Origin of the sequence: Dactylosporangium sp. McL0621 (assembly GCF_049995355.1) — a bacterium.
Taxonomy (GTDB): Bacteria; Actinomycetota; Actinomycetes; order Mycobacteriales; family Micromonosporaceae; genus Dactylosporangium.
This window is the reverse complement of the sequence record NZ_CP188259.1, coordinates 10,807,086-10,820,765: the sequence shown is the minus strand read 5'-3', so window position 1 is coordinate 10,820,765 and position 13,680 is coordinate 10,807,086. Positions and strand designations below refer to the sequence as shown.

Annotated in this window: 16 protein-coding genes, 1 pseudogene and 1 riboswitch; of the genes and pseudogenes, 13 read left to right on the top strand and 4 right to left on the bottom strand. The window is 72.9% G+C overall.

The genetic code is table 11. The features are described from left to right. Positions 1–16: 16 nt before the first annotated feature. Together ACPPVO_RS51235 and ACPPVO_RS51230 are read right to left on the bottom strand one after the other, a co-directional pair. Entirely contained in the window at positions 17–454 is a 438-nt protein-coding gene (locus ACPPVO_RS51235; protein WP_426506526.1) for a hypothetical protein, read from the bottom strand. After that, a complete protein-coding gene (locus ACPPVO_RS51230; RefSeq protein ID WP_360378698.1) occupies positions 447–809 on the bottom strand; it encodes a hypothetical protein in 363 nt (120 codons plus the stop codon). The genes ACPPVO_RS51235 and ACPPVO_RS51230 overlap by 8 nt, the downstream gene beginning before the upstream one ends. A 176-nt stretch (positions 810–985) precedes the next feature. Here ACPPVO_RS51230 and ACPPVO_RS51225 point away from each other — a divergent pair, with 176 nt between their 5' ends. Next, entirely contained in the window at positions 986–1,408 is a 423-nt protein-coding gene (locus ACPPVO_RS51225; protein ID WP_426506525.1) for a hypothetical protein, read from the top strand. Positions 1,409–1,464: 56 nt separating this feature from the next. Here ACPPVO_RS51225 and ACPPVO_RS51220 read toward each other — a convergent pair whose 3' ends face one another. Next, entirely contained in the window at positions 1,465–2,445 is a 981-nt protein-coding gene (locus ACPPVO_RS51220) for an aldo/keto reductase (protein ID WP_426506524.1), read from the bottom strand. 18 nt (positions 2,446–2,463) lie between these two features. On the opposite strand from ACPPVO_RS51220, the gene thiE reads away from it, so the two are divergent. The 9 genes from thiE to ACPPVO_RS51175 all read left to right on the top strand — a co-directional run bounded on the left by thiE (position 2,464) and on the right by ACPPVO_RS51175 (position 10,045). After that, positions 2,464–3,072 carry a thiamine phosphate synthase gene (thiE, locus tag ACPPVO_RS51215; RefSeq protein WP_426506523.1) on the top strand — a complete coding sequence of 203 codons (609 nt, stop codon included), beginning with the start codon at positions 2,464–2,466 and terminating at the stop codon, positions 3,070–3,072. After that, positions 3,069–4,112, top strand: a complete 1,044-nt coding sequence (thiO, locus tag ACPPVO_RS51210) for a glycine oxidase ThiO (protein ID WP_426506522.1) — start codon at positions 3,069–3,071, stop codon at positions 4,110–4,112. Before thiE ends, thiO begins: the two co-directional genes overlap by 4 nt. Before the next feature lie 25 nt (positions 4,113–4,137). After that, positions 4,138–4,248: riboswitch (TPP riboswitch) on the top strand. Next, on the top strand, positions 4,248–4,451 hold the full coding sequence (gene thiS / locus ACPPVO_RS51205) for a sulfur carrier protein ThiS (protein ID WP_426514850.1): 204 nt from the start codon (positions 4,248–4,250) through the stop codon (positions 4,449–4,451). (Overlaps the previous riboswitch by 1 nt.) Then, positions 4,444–5,208, top strand: coding sequence for a thiazole synthase (locus ACPPVO_RS51200; RefSeq protein ID WP_426506521.1), 765 nt, complete (start codon positions 4,444–4,446; stop codon positions 5,206–5,208). Before thiS ends, ACPPVO_RS51200 begins: the two co-directional genes overlap by 8 nt. Beyond that, positions 5,202–5,717 (top strand): thiamine phosphate synthase, encoded by a 516-nt coding sequence (locus ACPPVO_RS51195; RefSeq protein ID WP_426506520.1) that lies wholly within the window; start codon positions 5,202–5,204, stop codon positions 5,715–5,717. Before ACPPVO_RS51200 ends, ACPPVO_RS51195 begins: the two co-directional genes overlap by 7 nt. Further along, positions 5,714–6,502 (top strand): bifunctional hydroxymethylpyrimidine kinase/phosphomethylpyrimidine kinase, encoded by a 789-nt coding sequence (gene thiD, locus ACPPVO_RS51190; RefSeq protein WP_426506519.1) that lies wholly within the window; start codon positions 5,714–5,716, stop codon positions 6,500–6,502. Before ACPPVO_RS51195 ends, thiD begins: the two co-directional genes overlap by 4 nt. A 55-nt stretch (positions 6,503–6,557) precedes the next feature. After that, on the top strand, positions 6,558–8,138 hold the full coding sequence (gene thiC, locus ACPPVO_RS51185; RefSeq protein ID WP_426506518.1) for a phosphomethylpyrimidine synthase ThiC: 1,581 nt from the start codon (positions 6,558–6,560) through the stop codon (positions 8,136–8,138). A gap of 45 nt (positions 8,139–8,183) precedes the next feature. Beyond that, positions 8,184–8,900 (top strand): class I SAM-dependent methyltransferase, encoded by a 717-nt coding sequence (locus tag ACPPVO_RS51180; protein WP_426506517.1) that lies wholly within the window; start codon positions 8,184–8,186, stop codon positions 8,898–8,900. Beyond that, positions 8,897–10,045, top strand: a complete 1,149-nt coding sequence (locus ACPPVO_RS51175) for an alkaline phosphatase family protein (RefSeq protein ID WP_426506516.1) — start codon at positions 8,897–8,899, stop codon at positions 10,043–10,045. The genes ACPPVO_RS51180 and ACPPVO_RS51175 overlap by 4 nt, the downstream gene beginning before the upstream one ends. 43 nt (positions 10,046–10,088) lie before the next feature. Here ACPPVO_RS51175 and ACPPVO_RS51170 read toward each other — a convergent pair whose 3' ends face one another. Then, the gene (locus tag ACPPVO_RS51170) at positions 10,089–10,541 is read right to left on the bottom strand and encodes a hypothetical protein (protein ID WP_426506515.1); all 453 of its coding nucleotides are present in this window, start codon (positions 10,539–10,541) and stop codon (positions 10,089–10,091) included. A gap of 67 nt (positions 10,542–10,608) precedes the next feature. Between ACPPVO_RS51170 and ACPPVO_RS51165 the strand changes: the two genes are divergently transcribed. The 3 genes and pseudogenes from ACPPVO_RS51165 to ACPPVO_RS51155 all read left to right on the top strand — a co-directional run. Next, on the top strand, positions 10,609–11,916 hold the full coding sequence (locus ACPPVO_RS51165; protein WP_426506513.1) for a DNA polymerase IV: 1,308 nt from the start codon (positions 10,609–10,611) through the stop codon (positions 11,914–11,916). Between the two features lie 151 nt (positions 11,917–12,067). Then, positions 12,068–12,451, top strand: a complete 384-nt coding sequence (locus ACPPVO_RS51160; protein WP_360378660.1) for a DUF3040 domain-containing protein — start codon at positions 12,068–12,070, stop codon at positions 12,449–12,451. A gap of 685 nt (positions 12,452–13,136) precedes the next feature. Further along, positions 13,137–13,634 (top strand): annotated as a pseudogene (locus ACPPVO_RS51155) (transposase); the annotation flags it as partial. Positions 13,635–13,680 lie beyond the last annotated feature (46 nt).

Here is a 13,680-nt window from a genome sequence, read left to right as displayed (position 1 = left end):
GCGAATGGTGGGGCCGTCACCCCTTGGCCGCAGTCGCCTCCGCGACCGGAGTCTGTCGGGAGCTACGCCACAGCCAGAAGAGCCCGACGAAGGGCAGCACCAGGGGAACGTACCCGTACCCCTGACCGAAGTCCGACCAGACCGTCGCGTCCGGGAACGCCTTGCCGTCCACGAGGCTCGCGGTGCCCACGGCGAGCACGCCGAGCAGCTCGAAGCCGACCGCGAACCAGGCCACCCGGCGCGACGTGACGCTGGAGCGGGCCAGGGCCACGGTGGCGACGATGTACACGAGCGCGGCCAGCGCCGACAGGGAGTAGGCCAGCGGCGCCTCGGAGAACTTGGTGCCGATCTGCACGCCGGCCCGCGCGCTCGCCGACAGCGCGAACACGCCGTAGACGAACACGAGCACGCGCCCGAAGCCGCGGTTGAGGGGTTTTACGGTCTTGTCAGCCATTCCAGATCTGTCCGAGTCGCAGGATGAGCACCGGCACGATGACCGCGGCGACGCCGATGAGCAGCGAGCCCCAGCGCGTCGGCTCCATCCGGGCCAGCACCCCACCGGCCGGGGGGAGCAGGACCGCGGTGAGCAGGTACCCGATGAGCGTGACCATGTCCCCGCCGTGCGGCTCGCCGCCGCCGGCCAGCCGTACCACCAGCGCCACGACCTGCACGGCCACCAGCGCCTCGACGACCCACAGGCCCGCGAACAGCGGCCGGGTGGGCGCGCGGTGCCGGAAGAACTCGGCGAACGCCCAGACAGCGAGCGCGAGCGACAGCACATGGGTGGCGACTGCCAGCGGCCCGATCACGGCCGACAGCGTATCTCCGGGCCGTAGACCCCCTGGCCGGAGGTAGGACACGCCGGGTCATCCGAGCGTGGTTCACTTCTGTCGGCTACCCGCCAATGGCACGTTTCCGGGATTCTTCCGCGCGACCGTGGCCTTAACGTTCATCGCAACGCAACACGACGATCAAGGGGAAGACAATGAGCGACGACTTCGGCGCCGGCGACACTGGCCACGACGTGGACTACGGCCACTACGAGGCCGGCCAGCAGCACGATGGTCTCGACCAGCTGCACCAGGCCCACGGCTCGGAGAACGACGCGCACAGCCAGTTCGGCGTGTACGAGAACGACCACCACCAGGACACGTCGACCGACTTCGCGCAGGGCCACCACCAGGAGTTCGACCAGCCGGGCGTCGTGCACGCCGAGTCGGACGACTTCACCAACTACTCGCACGACGCGTCGGTCGACGACCACGTGTTCGCGGCCGAGGGTGCCCAGGACTCGCACCAGGCGGAGTTCGGCGAGCTCGATGCGCTGGAGCAGCGCTTCGACGCCTCCTTCGCCCAGGGCACCGAGTTTCACGGTGGCGAGGGCCAGCTGGGCGTCGCGTCCAACTGAGCACGCCTGCGCGAAGAGGGGCCCCGGTCGCCGGGGCCCCTCTTCTGCATTTCCGGCTATGAGTGGCCGGAAATGCGGTGCGGCACGTACGGCGCCTCCAGGCGCTCGATCTCCTTCTCGTCCAGGGTCAGGTCGGTCGCGGCGATCGCGTCCTCCAGGTGCTGCAGCTTCGTCGCGCCGACGATCGGGGCCGTCACCGCCGGGTTGGACAGGAGCCAGGCCAGGGCGGTCTGGGCCGGGGTGACGCCGCGCTCGGTGGCCAGCTCGGCGTTGGCGTCCACGACGTTGAAGTCGTCCTCGGAGTACAGCGAGTCGCCGTACGGGTCGTTGTTCGCCCGGGTCGTGCGCCGCTCGCCGCCGCGGCCCCGGTTGCCCGCCAGCAGGCCGCGGGCGAGCGGGCTCCACGGGATCACGCCGACGCCCTGGTCCGCGCAGAGCGGGAGCATCTCGCGCTCCTCCTCGCGGTACACCAGGTTGTAGTGGTTCTGCATCGACACGAACGGCGTCCAGCCGTTGGTGCGCGCGAGGTGCTGGGCCTTGGAGAACTGCCAGGCGTACATGCTCGACGCCCCGATGTAGCGGGCCTTGCCGGCGCGGACGACGTCGTGCAGGGCCTCCATCGTCTCCTCGATCGGCGTCTCCGCGTCCCAGCGGTGGATCTGGTACAGGTCCACGTGGTCGGTGCCGAGGCGGCGCAGCGAGTTGTCGATGGCGGCCAGGATGTGCTTGCGCGACAGGCCGCCGTCGTTCGCGGCCTCGCTCATCCGGCCGTGCACCTTGGTGGCGAGCACGTAGTCGTCGCGGTGCGTGAAGTACTTCGCCAGCAGACGCCCGGTGATGGTCTCGCTGGCGCCGACGGAGTAGACGTCGGCGGTGTCGAAGAACGTGATCCCGCCCTCGGCGGCGCGGCGCACGAACGGGTCGGCGCCCTCCTCGTCGAGCGCCCACGGGCGGATGGCGGGGTTGCCGTAGCTCATCATGCCGAGACAGATTTCGGAGACCTGCAGGCCGGTCCGGCCGAGTCGCACTTGCTTCATGTCTGAAAAGCTATCGCGATGCCAACCATCGGACGACTGCATCTGGTGACCGATACGCGGCCCGGCCGCAACGCGCTGGAGGTCGTCGCGGCGGCACTGCGGGCCGGCTTCGACGTCGTGCAGGTGCGGCCCGAGGACGCCGTCACCGATCGCGAGGCCTACGAGCTGACCGTGCGCGTGCTGGCGATGTGCCGCGAGCTGGGCCGTACCTGCCTGGTCAACGACCGGCTGCACATCGCGCTCGCGGCCGGGGCCGACGGCGGGCACGTGGGCGCCGACGACCTGCCCGTGGCCGCGGCCCGGCGCGTGCTCGGCCCGCACGCGATCCTCGGCGCCACCGCCCGCAACCCCGAGACCGCGCGCCGGGCGGTCGCCGACGGCGCCTCCTACCTCGGCGTCGGGCCCGCGTTCGCGACCACCACGAAGACCGGGCTGCCCGACGCGATCGGGCCGGCCGGGGTGCGCGCGGTGGCCGAGGCGGTAGGCGTGCCGGTGGTGGCGATCGGCGGGGTGACCGCGGCCCGGGCCGGCGAGCTCTTCGCCGCGGGCGCGCACGCCGTCGCCGTCGTGGGCGCGGTCAGCGGGGCCGCCGACCCGTACGCCGCGGCCCTGGAGTTCACCGCATGACGACGTTCGGGATCGTCGGCGGCGGGATCATCGGCCTCAGCGTCGCGTTCGAGCTCGTCGAGCGCGGCGCCGCAGCGATCACGGTGTACGACCGCGACCCCTCGGCCGGGGCCGGGCTGGTCGCCGCCGGAATGCTCGCGCCCACCGGCGAGGCCGTGTTCGGCGAGGAGGAGCTGCAGGCGCTGATGCTCGAGTCGATGCGCCGCTGGCCGTCGTTCGCCGAGCGGGTCGAGGCCCGGACCGGGGCGTCGATCGCGTACCGCACCGACGGCACCCTCCTCGTCGCGCTCACCGCCGACGACCAGGCCGAGATCGACCGGCTGATCGGCTTCTACCGCCGCGCGGGTACCCCCATCGAGCCGCTCACCGGCCGGGGGCTGCGCGAGCTCGAGCCGCTGCTCGCCCCGCGGGTCCGCGGCGGCGCGCTCGCCCCCGGCGACCACCAGGTCGACCCGCGGCGGCTGCTGCGGGCCCTGCGCACGCTGCCGGTGCGGTTCGAGGCGCGGGACGTCACCGAGCTGTCCACGCTGCGGGACGATGTGATCATCGTCGCCAACGGCACCGGCTCGGCCGCGCTGACCGGGCTGCCGGTGCGCCCCGTGAAGGGCCAGCTGCTGCGGCTGCGGGGGGCCGAGCCGCTGCTGCGGCACGTCGTGCGGGGGGTGGCGGCGGGGCGGCACGTGTACCTCGTGCCGCGCGCCGACGGCGAGCTCGTCGTCGGCGCCACGGAGGAGGAGCGCGGCGCCGACACCACGGTCACCGCCGGCGGCGTGCTGGACCTGCTCCGCCCGGCCGCCGACCTCCTGCCCGGCGTCGCCGAGCTGGCGCTGGCCGAGACCCTCGCCGGCCTGCGCCCGGGCACGCCCGACAACGCCCCGGTCATCGACCGCCTGGCGCCGTCCGGGGCGCTGGTCGCCACCGGTCACCACCGCAACGGCGTGCTCCTGGCCCCGGTCACCGCGGCCGCCGTCGCCGACCTCGCGCTGCTCGGCGCGACCGGGGTCGACCTTCGCGCCTTCGGGGCAGCGCGCTTTACCTGACCATGTCGGCGGCGTTATGGTCGGAGACGTACCCCACGGGAGTCCGGTGTGACCGGGCTGAGAGGGGGGCTGTCAGCCCCCGACCGTCGAACCTGATCCGGGTCATGCCGGCGCAGGGAGGCAGGAGTGAGCCCTATGAAGCTCGTGGTCAACGCGGTCGCATCGAGCGTCGCCGACGGCACCACCGTCGCCGACGTGGTGCGCGCCCTCGCCGGAGACGATCCGCGCGGGATCGCCGTCGCCCTCAACGGTGACGTGGTACCCCGATCGCGCTGGGCGCAGACGCGCCCGGCCGACGGCGACCACGTCGAGGTGCTGACGGCGGTCCAGGGTGGTTGACGCCCTTGTGCTCGACGGCGTGGAGCTGTCGTCCCGGCTCATCCTCGGCACCGGCGGGGCGACGAGCCACGCGGCCCTGGAGGCGGCGATCCGGGCCAGCGGTACCGCGCTCGTCACCGTCGCGCTGCGCCGGCTCGACCCGGCCGCGCCCTCGCTCCTCGGCGTGGTCGAGCGGTGCGGGGTACGCGTGCTGCCCAACACCGCCGGCTGCTACACGGCCACCGAGGCGGTCAAGCTCGCCCACCTGGCCCGGGAGGCGTTCGGCACCGCCTGGGTGAAACTCGAGGTGATCGGCGACGAGGAGACCCTGCTGCCCGACGGCGTCGAGCTGGTCGCCGCGGCCGCCCGGCTCGTCGAGGACGGGTTCGTCGTCCTGCCGTACACCAGCGACGATCCGATCCTCGCCCAGCGCCTGGCCGACGCCGGCTGCGCGGCCGTCATGCCGCTCGGCGCGCCCATCGGCTCCGGGCTGGGCATCCGCAACCCGCACAACATCGCGCTGATCCGGCGGCTCGTCACCGTGCCGGTCATTCTCGACGCCGGGATCGGTACCGCCTCCGACGCCGCCCTCGCCATGGAGCTGGGCTGCGACGGGGTGCTGCTCGCCTCCGCCGTCACCCGGGCCGAGCACCCGGCGCGCATGGCCGAGGCGATGCGCCTCGCGGTGCGGGCCGGCCGACTGGCCCACCTGGCCGGGCGGATCCCCCGGCGCCTGCACGCGACCGCATCCAGCCCGACCGGAGGTATGCCGTGGTAGAGCCCGGCCTCATCGTCTTCACCGACCGCCGGCAGGCCGAACGCCCGCTGGACGAGGTGATCGCGGGCGCCGTCGACGGCGGGGCCCGGGTGGTGGTCCTGCGCGAGCACGACCTCCCGCCGCGGCGCCGCCTCAAGCTCGCCGCGGCCCTGCGCACCCGCCTCGACCAGGTCGGCGGCCGCCTGCTGCTGGAGGAGGACGGCGAGCTGTGCAAGTGCCACGGCCTCGAGGAGCTGTTCGCGGCCGCCGACGACCCCGCCGACTACGTCACCCTCTCGCCGATCTTCGCCACGCGCAGCAAGCCCGGGTACGGCCCGCCGCTCGGCCTGGCCGCCCTGGGCCGCATGGCGGTGGTCGCGCCCGTGCCGGTCTACGCGCTCGGCGGCGTCGACACCCCGGCCCGCGTCCGCGACTGCCTGGACGAGGGCGCCGCCGGCGTGGCCGTGATGGGTGCCGTCATGCGCGCCGACGACCCGGGCCGCCTGGTGAAGGAGCTCCTCACCGCATGAACCCGCCCGTCGCGCTCACCATCGCCGGCTCCGACTCCGGGGGCGGGGCCGGGATCCAGGCCGACCTCAAGACCTTCGCCGCACACGGGGTCTTCGGCACCAGCGTGATCACCGCGCTCACCGCCCAGAACACCGTCGGCGTGCGGGCCATCTCCGCCGTCGACCCGGGGTTCGTGCAGGCCCAGCTCGAGGCCGTCCTCGACGACCTGCCCGTCGCCGCCGTGAAGACCGGCATGCTGGCCACCCCGGAGACCGTCGCGCTCGTGGCTCGGTTCGCGCCGCGGCTGCCGGGCCTGGTCGTCGACCCGGTGCTCGTGGCCTCCTCCGGCGACCGGCTCTTCACCGCCGACGCCGAGCGGGCGTACCTCGACCTGCTCTTCCCGCACGCCGCCGTCGTCACGCCGAACCTGCGCGAGGCCTCGGTGCTGCTCGGCCGCGACGTCCTCGACGCCGAGGACGCCGCCAAGGCCGCCGAGGACCTGGCCGCCTACGGCCCCCGCTGCGTCGTGGTCAAGGGCGGCCACCTGCGGGGGAGCGCCGAGGCGGTGGACGCGGTCTGGTACGACGGCCACACCTCGCTGCTCACCGCGCCCTGGATCTCCACGTCCAACAACCACGGCACCGGCTGCACCTTCGCCGCCTCGACCGCCGCCCGGCTCGCGGCCGGCGACGAGCTGCCGATCGCGCTCGCCGGGGCCAAGTCCTACGTCCACTCGGCCCTCACCCGCTCGGCGTCCTGGAGCCTGGGCGCCGGCCACGGCCCCCTGGCCTGGGGCCCCTTCTAACGCACGGGTTCGACGCTTCCTCAGGTTCTCCATGCCCTTTTACGGGAGGTTTGGCATGAAAAGTAAGGTTTACGTCACGGGCTCCCGCCCCGACCTGCGGGTCCCGTTCGCCGAGATCGCGCTCAGCGGCGACAACCCACCGGTCCGGCTGTACGACACCTCCGGCCCGATCACCGACCGCCGTCCGTGGATCGCCGAGCGCGGCCCGGTCGAGCGCACGCAGCTGTACTACGCGCGGCAGGGCGTGATCACCCCGGAGATGGAGTTCGCGGCGATCCGCGAGAACGTCGAGCCGGAGCTGGTGCGGGCCGAGATCGCCGCCGGCCGGGCCATCCTGCCCAACAACGTCAACCACCCCGAGAGCGAGCCGATGGTGATCGGCGCCCGGTTCCTCGTGAAGGTCAACGCCAACATCGGTACCAGCGCGGTCTCCTCCGGCGTCGACGAGGAGGTCGCCAAGCTCACCTGGGCCACCCGCTGGGGCGCGGACACCGTCATGGACCTGTCCACCGGCAAGCACATCCACGCCACGCGCGAGGCGATCGTGCGCAACTCTCCGGTGCCCATCGGCACCGTGCCGATCTACCAGGCCCTCGAGAAGGTCGGCGGCGACCCGGTGCGGCTGACCTGGGAGGCGTACCGCGACACCATCATCGAGCAGGCCGAGCAGGGCGTCGACTACATGACGGTGCACGCCGGGGTGCTGCTGCGCTACGTGCCGCTGACCGTCCGGCGGGTCACCGGCATCGTGTCCCGCGGCGGCTCGATCATGGCCGCCTGGTGCCTGGCCCACCACGAGGAGAACTTCCTCTACACGCACTTCGCCGAGCTGTGCGAGATCCTCGCGAAGTACGACGTCGCGTTCTCCCTCGGCGACGGGCTGCGCCCCGGCTCCATCGCCGACGCCAACGACGAGGCCCAGCTGGCCGAGCTCAAGACCCTCGGCGAGCTGACGAAGGTCGCCTGGGAGCACGACGTGCAGGTGATGATCGAGGGCCCCGGCCACGTGCCCCTGCACAAGATCAAGGAGAACGTGGACCTGCAGATGGAGTGGTGCCACGAGGCCCCCTTCTACACGCTCGGCCCGCTCACCACCGACGTCGCGCCCGCCTACGACCACATCACCTCGGCCATCGGGGCGGCCATGATCGCGATGTACGGCACCGCGATGCTCTGCTACGTGACCCCCAAGGAGCACCTCGGCCTGCCCAACCGCGACGACGTCAAGGCCGGCGTGATCGCGTACAAGATCGCCGCGCACGCCGCCGACCTCGCCAAGGGCCACCCGGGCGCCCAGGCCTGGGACGACGCGCTGTCCAAGGCCCGCTTCGAGTTCCGCTGGGAGGACCAGTTCAACCTGGCGATGGACCCGGACACGGCGCGGGCGTACCACGACGAGACCCTCCCGGCCGAGCCCGCCAAGACCGCGCACTTCTGCTCCATGTGCGGGCCCAAGTTCTGCTCCATGCGCATCAGCCAGGACCTGCGCGAGTACGCCGAGCTCGGCATGCGGCAGAAGTCCGAGGAGTTCGCCGCGGCGGGCGGCCAGGTGTACCTGCCGCTGCCCCACACTGCGTCTTCTCCAGTGGGGGAGCTCCGCTCCACCCACACCCCCTCGAAGTCGCACGGCGTGTGAACGCCCAACGGCTGGCCGGCCCCTGGTTGCTCTAAGGTTTGCTGGGTGGAGTCTTCTGCGCCTCGCACCGCCGTCGTCTGGCGCGTGCTGCGTGACGAGCTGGCCCGGGCCGCCCGCCCGCTGAACGCCCTCGACGTCGGCGGCGGCACCGGCGGCTTCGCCGTCCCGCTCGCCCAGGCCGGGCACACCGTCACCGTCGTCGACCCGAGCCCCGACGCGCTCGCCGCCCTCACCCGCCGTGCCGCCGAGGCCGGGGTGGGGGAGCGGGTGCGGGCGGTGCAGGGCGACGGCGACGGCCTGGCCGACCTGGTCGAGCCGCGGAGCGTGGACCTGGTGCTCTGCCACAGCCTGCTGGAGGTCGTGGACGACCCGAACAAGGTCGTCGCCGCGCTCGCCGGGACCCTGCGCCCCGGCGGCGCGGCCAGCGTCGTCGTCGCCAACCGGGCCGCCGCCGTGCTGGCCCGCGCGATCAACGGCCACCTCGCCGCCGCCTCCCTGCTGGTGGCCAGCCCCGACGGCCGCGGCGACCCCCGCGACCGGCTCCGCCGCCGCTACGACGCCGCGACCGCCACCGCCCTGCTCGACGAGTGCGGCCTGACCGTCGAGCAGGTGCACGGCGTGCGGGTCGTCGCCGACCTGGTGCCCGGCACCGTCGCCGAGAGCGAGCCCGAGGCCCTCGCCGCGTTCGAGCTGGCCCTGGCCGGGACGCCGCCGTACCGCGACATCGCCACCCAGCTCCACCTCCTCGCCCGTCGCGCATGAATTTGCTCGACCCGGTCGAGCCCCGGTACGGGCACGACAGCCTGGCCGACATCCTGCCCACGGCGCTGTCGTTCCTGGGCGTCCCGGGGGAGCCGGACGCGCTGAACCTCGCCGCCGAGCTGGACGGGGTGCGCCGGGTCGCGGTGGTCCTCCTGGACGGCATGGGCTGGCACCAGCTGCCCCTGGCCGCGGCCGCCGCCCCCACGATGACCGACATCGTCGCGGGCCGCCTCGGCCTGGCCCGCCCCATCACGTCGGGCTTCCCGTCGACGACCCCGGTCAGCCTGGTCACCCTCGGCACGGGCACCGCCCCCGGCCGCCACGGCATCGTCGGCTTCAACCTCCTGCGCCCCGGCACCGGCAAGATCCTCAACCACCTGCACTGGACCGGCGACCCCGACCCGGCCGTGTGGCAACCGGTGCCGACGGCGTTCACCCGCGCGAGTGAGGCCGGCCTGGCCCCGACCGTGGTGACCAACCCGCGCTTCACGGACACCGGGCTGACCGTCTCGGCGTACCGCGGCGCCCGCCTCGGCCCCGGCATCGAGGCGGACGCCGTCGCGGAGGAGATGCTGGCCGCGCTGTCGAGCTCCCGGCTGGTGTACGGCTACCTCCCCGACGTCGACCGCGCCGGCCACGACTTCGGCATCGCCACGCCGGAGTGGCACCAGGCCGCCGCCGCCGCCGACCGCCTGGTCACCCGCCTGGTGGACGGCCTGCCCCCGGACACGGCCCTGATCGTGACCGCCGACCACGGCCAGCTCGACATCCCCCTGGACACCCGCATCGACGTGGACCGCGACCCCCGCCTGACCGAGGGCGTCACCTTCGTGGCCGGCGAGGCGCGGGTCCGCTACCTGCACACGGTGGACGGCGCCCGGGCCGACGTACTGTCGACCTGGCGGGACGTGCTGGGCGAGCGGGCCTGGGTGGTCGAGCGCGCGGAGGCGGTGGCCGCGGGCTGGTTCGGCCCGGTCCCGGAGTCACACCTGCAGCGCATCGGCGACGTGGTGGCCGTGTGCCGCGACCGCTGGGTCCTGATGGCCAGCCGGCACGAGCCGCCGCGGCTGAACTCGATGATCGCCTTCCACGGCTCGAACACGACGGCGGAGATGGAGATCCCGCTCCTGGTCGTGCGGCGTTAGATCCGATATGTCAGGCCTCGTCCCTCGGCCCGACATATCGGATTTATACCCTGACGGGGCATGTAGTGCGACTCTGCGACTCCAGCAGCGCGGTCACGTGCCGCACGTGGCGGGCCAGTTCGGCGCCCGGCGCGTCCGTGTGCCGCGCGACCAGGGCCAGCAGCTCATCCCGGTCCGCGGCGACGACCACGCCGGGCGCGCCCGCCGCGGGGTCGTCGGCCAGCACGGCGACGCGGGCCGTGCGCACGCCCAGCTGGCCCGCGCGGTTGACGAACGTCTCGCCCGGGATGAGCAGAGGCACGCGGCGGGCGCGGGTCCAGCCGGCTACCAGCAGTACCGCCGCCGCTTGTGGGTTGTTGCCGTTCGACCACTGCGCCGTCGGCGTGATCACCAGGCCGGGGAAGACGCCGCAGGTCAGGGCCGGGTGGCGGCGCCGGAGCCCCTCGACGGCCGCGACGACCGGCGCCAGGGGCGAGGTCATCGCGACAGAGGCCATGCCTGGAAGGTAAGGCAAACCTAAGTTTTCGTCAATTTTGTCAGAGGGGGCCGCTAAGGTTCCGGGTGTGGGGCGAAGTCAGGTTGTACCACGCGGAGGCGCCGGCGAGTTCGGACCGCACGCCGACGACACGGGCTGCACCGTGCTGCACGTCGACATGGACGCGTTCTACGCCTCGGTGGAGGTCCGCCGGCGGCCCGAGCTGCGCGGCAAGCCGGTCATCGTCGGCGGGGCGGGGCCGCGCGGAGTCGTGTCCGCCGCGAGCTACGAGGCGCGCGAGTTCGGGGTGCGCAGCGCGATGCCGGGCAGCCGGGCCCAGCGCCTGTGCCCGCAGGCGGTCTTCCTGCCGCCGGACTTCGGGGCGTACACCGAAGCGTCCCGCGCCGTGATGGCCATCTTCCGCGACGTCACGCCGCTGGTCGAGCCGCTCTCGCTCGACGAGGCGTTCCTCGACGTCGCCGGGGCGCGCAAGCTCCTCGGGCGCCCGGCCGAGATCGCCGCGCAGATCCGGCGCCGGGTCGCGCAGGAGCAGCGGCTGACCTGCTCCGTCGGGGTGGCCGGCACCAAGTTCCTGGCCAAGCTCGGCTCCACCCGCGCCAAACCCGACGGGATGGTGGTCGTCCCGCGCGAGCGCGAGCTGGAGTACCTCCACCCGCTGCCGGTCGAGGCGCTGTGGGGCGTCGGCGAGCGTACCGCCGAGAACCTCCAGCGGCTCGGGCTCCGGACCATCGGCGACCTCGCCGCCGCCCCGATCGGCCTGCTGCGCTCCGCCGTGGGCGACGCCGGGGCCCATCACCTGCACGAGCTGTCCTGGGCCCGTGACCCCCGACGGGTGATTCCGGAGCACGTCGAGAAGTCCATCGGCGCCGAAACCACCTTCGACGTCGACGTGAGCGACCTGTCGACCATCCGACGCACGATGCTCGCCCTCTCCGGCAAGGTCGCCGAGCGCCTGCGCCACGCCGGGCAGGCCGGCCGGACGGTCTCGGTGAAGATCAGGCTCGCCGATTTCCAGACCCTGAGCCGCTCACGCACCGTAGACGTCCCCACCGACGTCGCCCGCGAGATCTTCGAGCTCGGCTGGACGTTGTTCCAGGCCGGACGCCCGGGCGAGCGGATCCGGCTCATCGGCGTACGCGTCGAGGGCCTCGTCCACGCCGACGGCGCGCCCCGGCAGATGACGCTGGGTGAGCGCGACCACGGGTGGCGCGACGCCGAACGAGCCGCCGACGCGGTCGCCGCGCGCTTCGGCCCGGGCCTCGTCAAGCCCGCCAGCCTGCTCCGGGGCGACGGCATGCGCACCGACGGAAATGGAGCCGCACCGCGCGGGGAGGGGGCAGAAGAGTCCCCGAGGCGACACAATGGGAGGACATAGGAGCCACCCTCGTCGGAAAATCGGCACGGCCGGACCATCGTCCCGCTTTCCGACGGGTTGACCCCCTCGTAAACTTGCCAGTACGCAGCCGTCCGGCTGTGCCGGACTGCCGGTCCCTGAGGACCGGCCTTCGCGACCGGGGAGGAGTGCCGTGCCGCTCTCGGAGCACGAGCAGCGGCTGTTCGAGCAGATCGAGCGGTCGCTAGCCGAGGATCCTAAGTTCGCTTCGGCGGTGCGCGCCACCGACCCGCGGTTCCATGCCAAGCGCCGGATGATTGCAGCGGGGATTCTGCTGCTGGCCGGCATGGCGCTGCTTGTCTACGGCGTGGCAATTCGCATTCCACTCCTTGGCGTGGGCGGGTTCCTGGTGATGCTGTGCGCGTTGGCGTTCGGCGTCCAGGCCTACCGTCGCGGCCAGTCCACCGACCTGCACGCGGTCGGCGGAACGGCCACGCGCCGCACCCGCCAGCGCCGCGGTGGCCTGGTGGACCGCCTCGAGGAGCGGTGGCGTCGACGCCCCGAGGGCGACCTCTGACGGTCGCCTGATCGGGCTGGGCCGCCCACCGATGACCGCGGACGGCCCATGCGTCTCCACCATGCCCGCGGACTGCTCGTGCTGCCTGGCCGATCGCGGTTGGAACGCTGCTGGGTGAACGCCGTCCGTTTGGGGCCGTCCTTCCTGGGCGGGAGCCTTTCCGATGCCTGACCTGCGCCGGCGCCCACCAGTTGAGCTGGATCGGGCCGCCCGCGCTCTGCCCGGTGCGAGGCCCGCAGCGCCGGTCATCCCGGTTCGAGCACTCCGACGAGCCGCCGGCTTCGCCCGCCCGGTGCGAGGCCCGCAGTGCCGGCCGTCCCCGGTTTGAGCACTCCGGTGAGCCGCCCGCTTCGCCCCGCCTGCAGACCCGCTCATGGCACTCCTGCGAGCCGCCGGCTTCGCCAACCGGTCCCGAAATGGCACAAAGGCTCCTGCGTTCACGGCCCGAATCCCGCGTGCGGCCGATTCCGCAAAGGCCGCCGCGTGAGATTTTCACGCCGGCATCCAGTGATTGCCGCAAATCGGAAATAAGACCTGTCGGGCGAAAAATCCGATAAGTCGTGGCGCGAAGCGCCCGACTTATCGAGGGTTTGGTGTGCGACTCGCCGATTTTGGGCGTGATGTGGTGAATAGGAACGGCCACCGCTGGATCCTTCGAACGGCGAAGTCTGAAGGAGTTCAAGCGATGGCCGCACCTATGAGTGTGGACGGTGCCGCGTTCCTGCGTGAGCATGTCGAGTCCGCATCACCCGATCTGTTGCGTGCGATGGTGAAGTCGTTCGCGGGCCGACGCCGTGTGCGGCGCCGGCTACGGCGAACGCAGCGAAGAGCGGGTCAACTCCCGCAACGGCTACCGGGCCCGGGACTGGGACACCCGCGCCGGGACGGTGGAGCTGGCGATCCCCAAGTTGCGGCAAGGGTCGTATTTCCCGAGCTGGCTGCTGCAGCACCGCCGGCGCGCGGAGCAGGCGCTGGTGTCGGTGGTGGCCTGGTCTCGGCGATCGGTGCTGCGCTGCCGGGCGCGTCCTGGCAGCGGTGCCGGACGCACTACCTGCGCAACCTGCTGTCCAAGGTCCCGAAAACGGCCCAGCCCTGGGTTGCGACCCTCGTCCGGACCATCTTCGACCAGCCCGACCCCGAATCGGTCCGGGCGCAGTACGCCCGAGCGGTGGCTGCGATCAACGCTGGCCGTTCCTACACCACACCAGCGGGCGCAACACTTATCGAGT

Coding starts and splice junctions, on each gene's coding strand:
- ACPPVO_RS51235 (WP_426506526.1), bottom strand. CDS start 454: ATGGCTGACAAGACCGTAAAACCCCTCAACCGCGGCTTCGGGCGCGTG.
- ACPPVO_RS51225 (WP_426506525.1), top strand. CDS start 986: ATGAGCGACGACTTCGGCGCCGGCGACACTGGCCACGACGTGGACTAC.
- ACPPVO_RS51220 (WP_426506524.1), bottom strand. CDS start 2,445: ATGAAGCAAGTGCGACTCGGCCGGACCGGCCTGCAGGTCTCCGAAATC.
- thiE (WP_426506523.1), top strand. CDS start 2,464: ATGCCAACCATCGGACGACTGCATCTGGTGACCGATACGCGGCCCGGC.
- thiO (WP_426506522.1), top strand. CDS start 3,069: ATGACGACGTTCGGGATCGTCGGCGGCGGGATCATCGGCCTCAGCGTC.
- thiS (WP_426514850.1), top strand. CDS start 4,248: ATGAAGCTCGTGGTCAACGCGGTCGCATCGAGCGTCGCCGACGGCACC.
- thiD (WP_426506519.1), top strand. CDS start 5,714: ATGAACCCGCCCGTCGCGCTCACCATCGCCGGCTCCGACTCCGGGGGC.
- thiC (WP_426506518.1), top strand. CDS start 6,558: ATGAAAAGTAAGGTTTACGTCACGGGCTCCCGCCCCGACCTGCGGGTC.
- ACPPVO_RS51175 (WP_426506516.1), top strand. CDS start 8,897: ATGAATTTGCTCGACCCGGTCGAGCCCCGGTACGGGCACGACAGCCTG.
- ACPPVO_RS51170 (WP_426506515.1), bottom strand. CDS start 10,541: ATGGCCTCTGTCGCGATGACCTCGCCCCTGGCGCCGGTCGTCGCGGCC.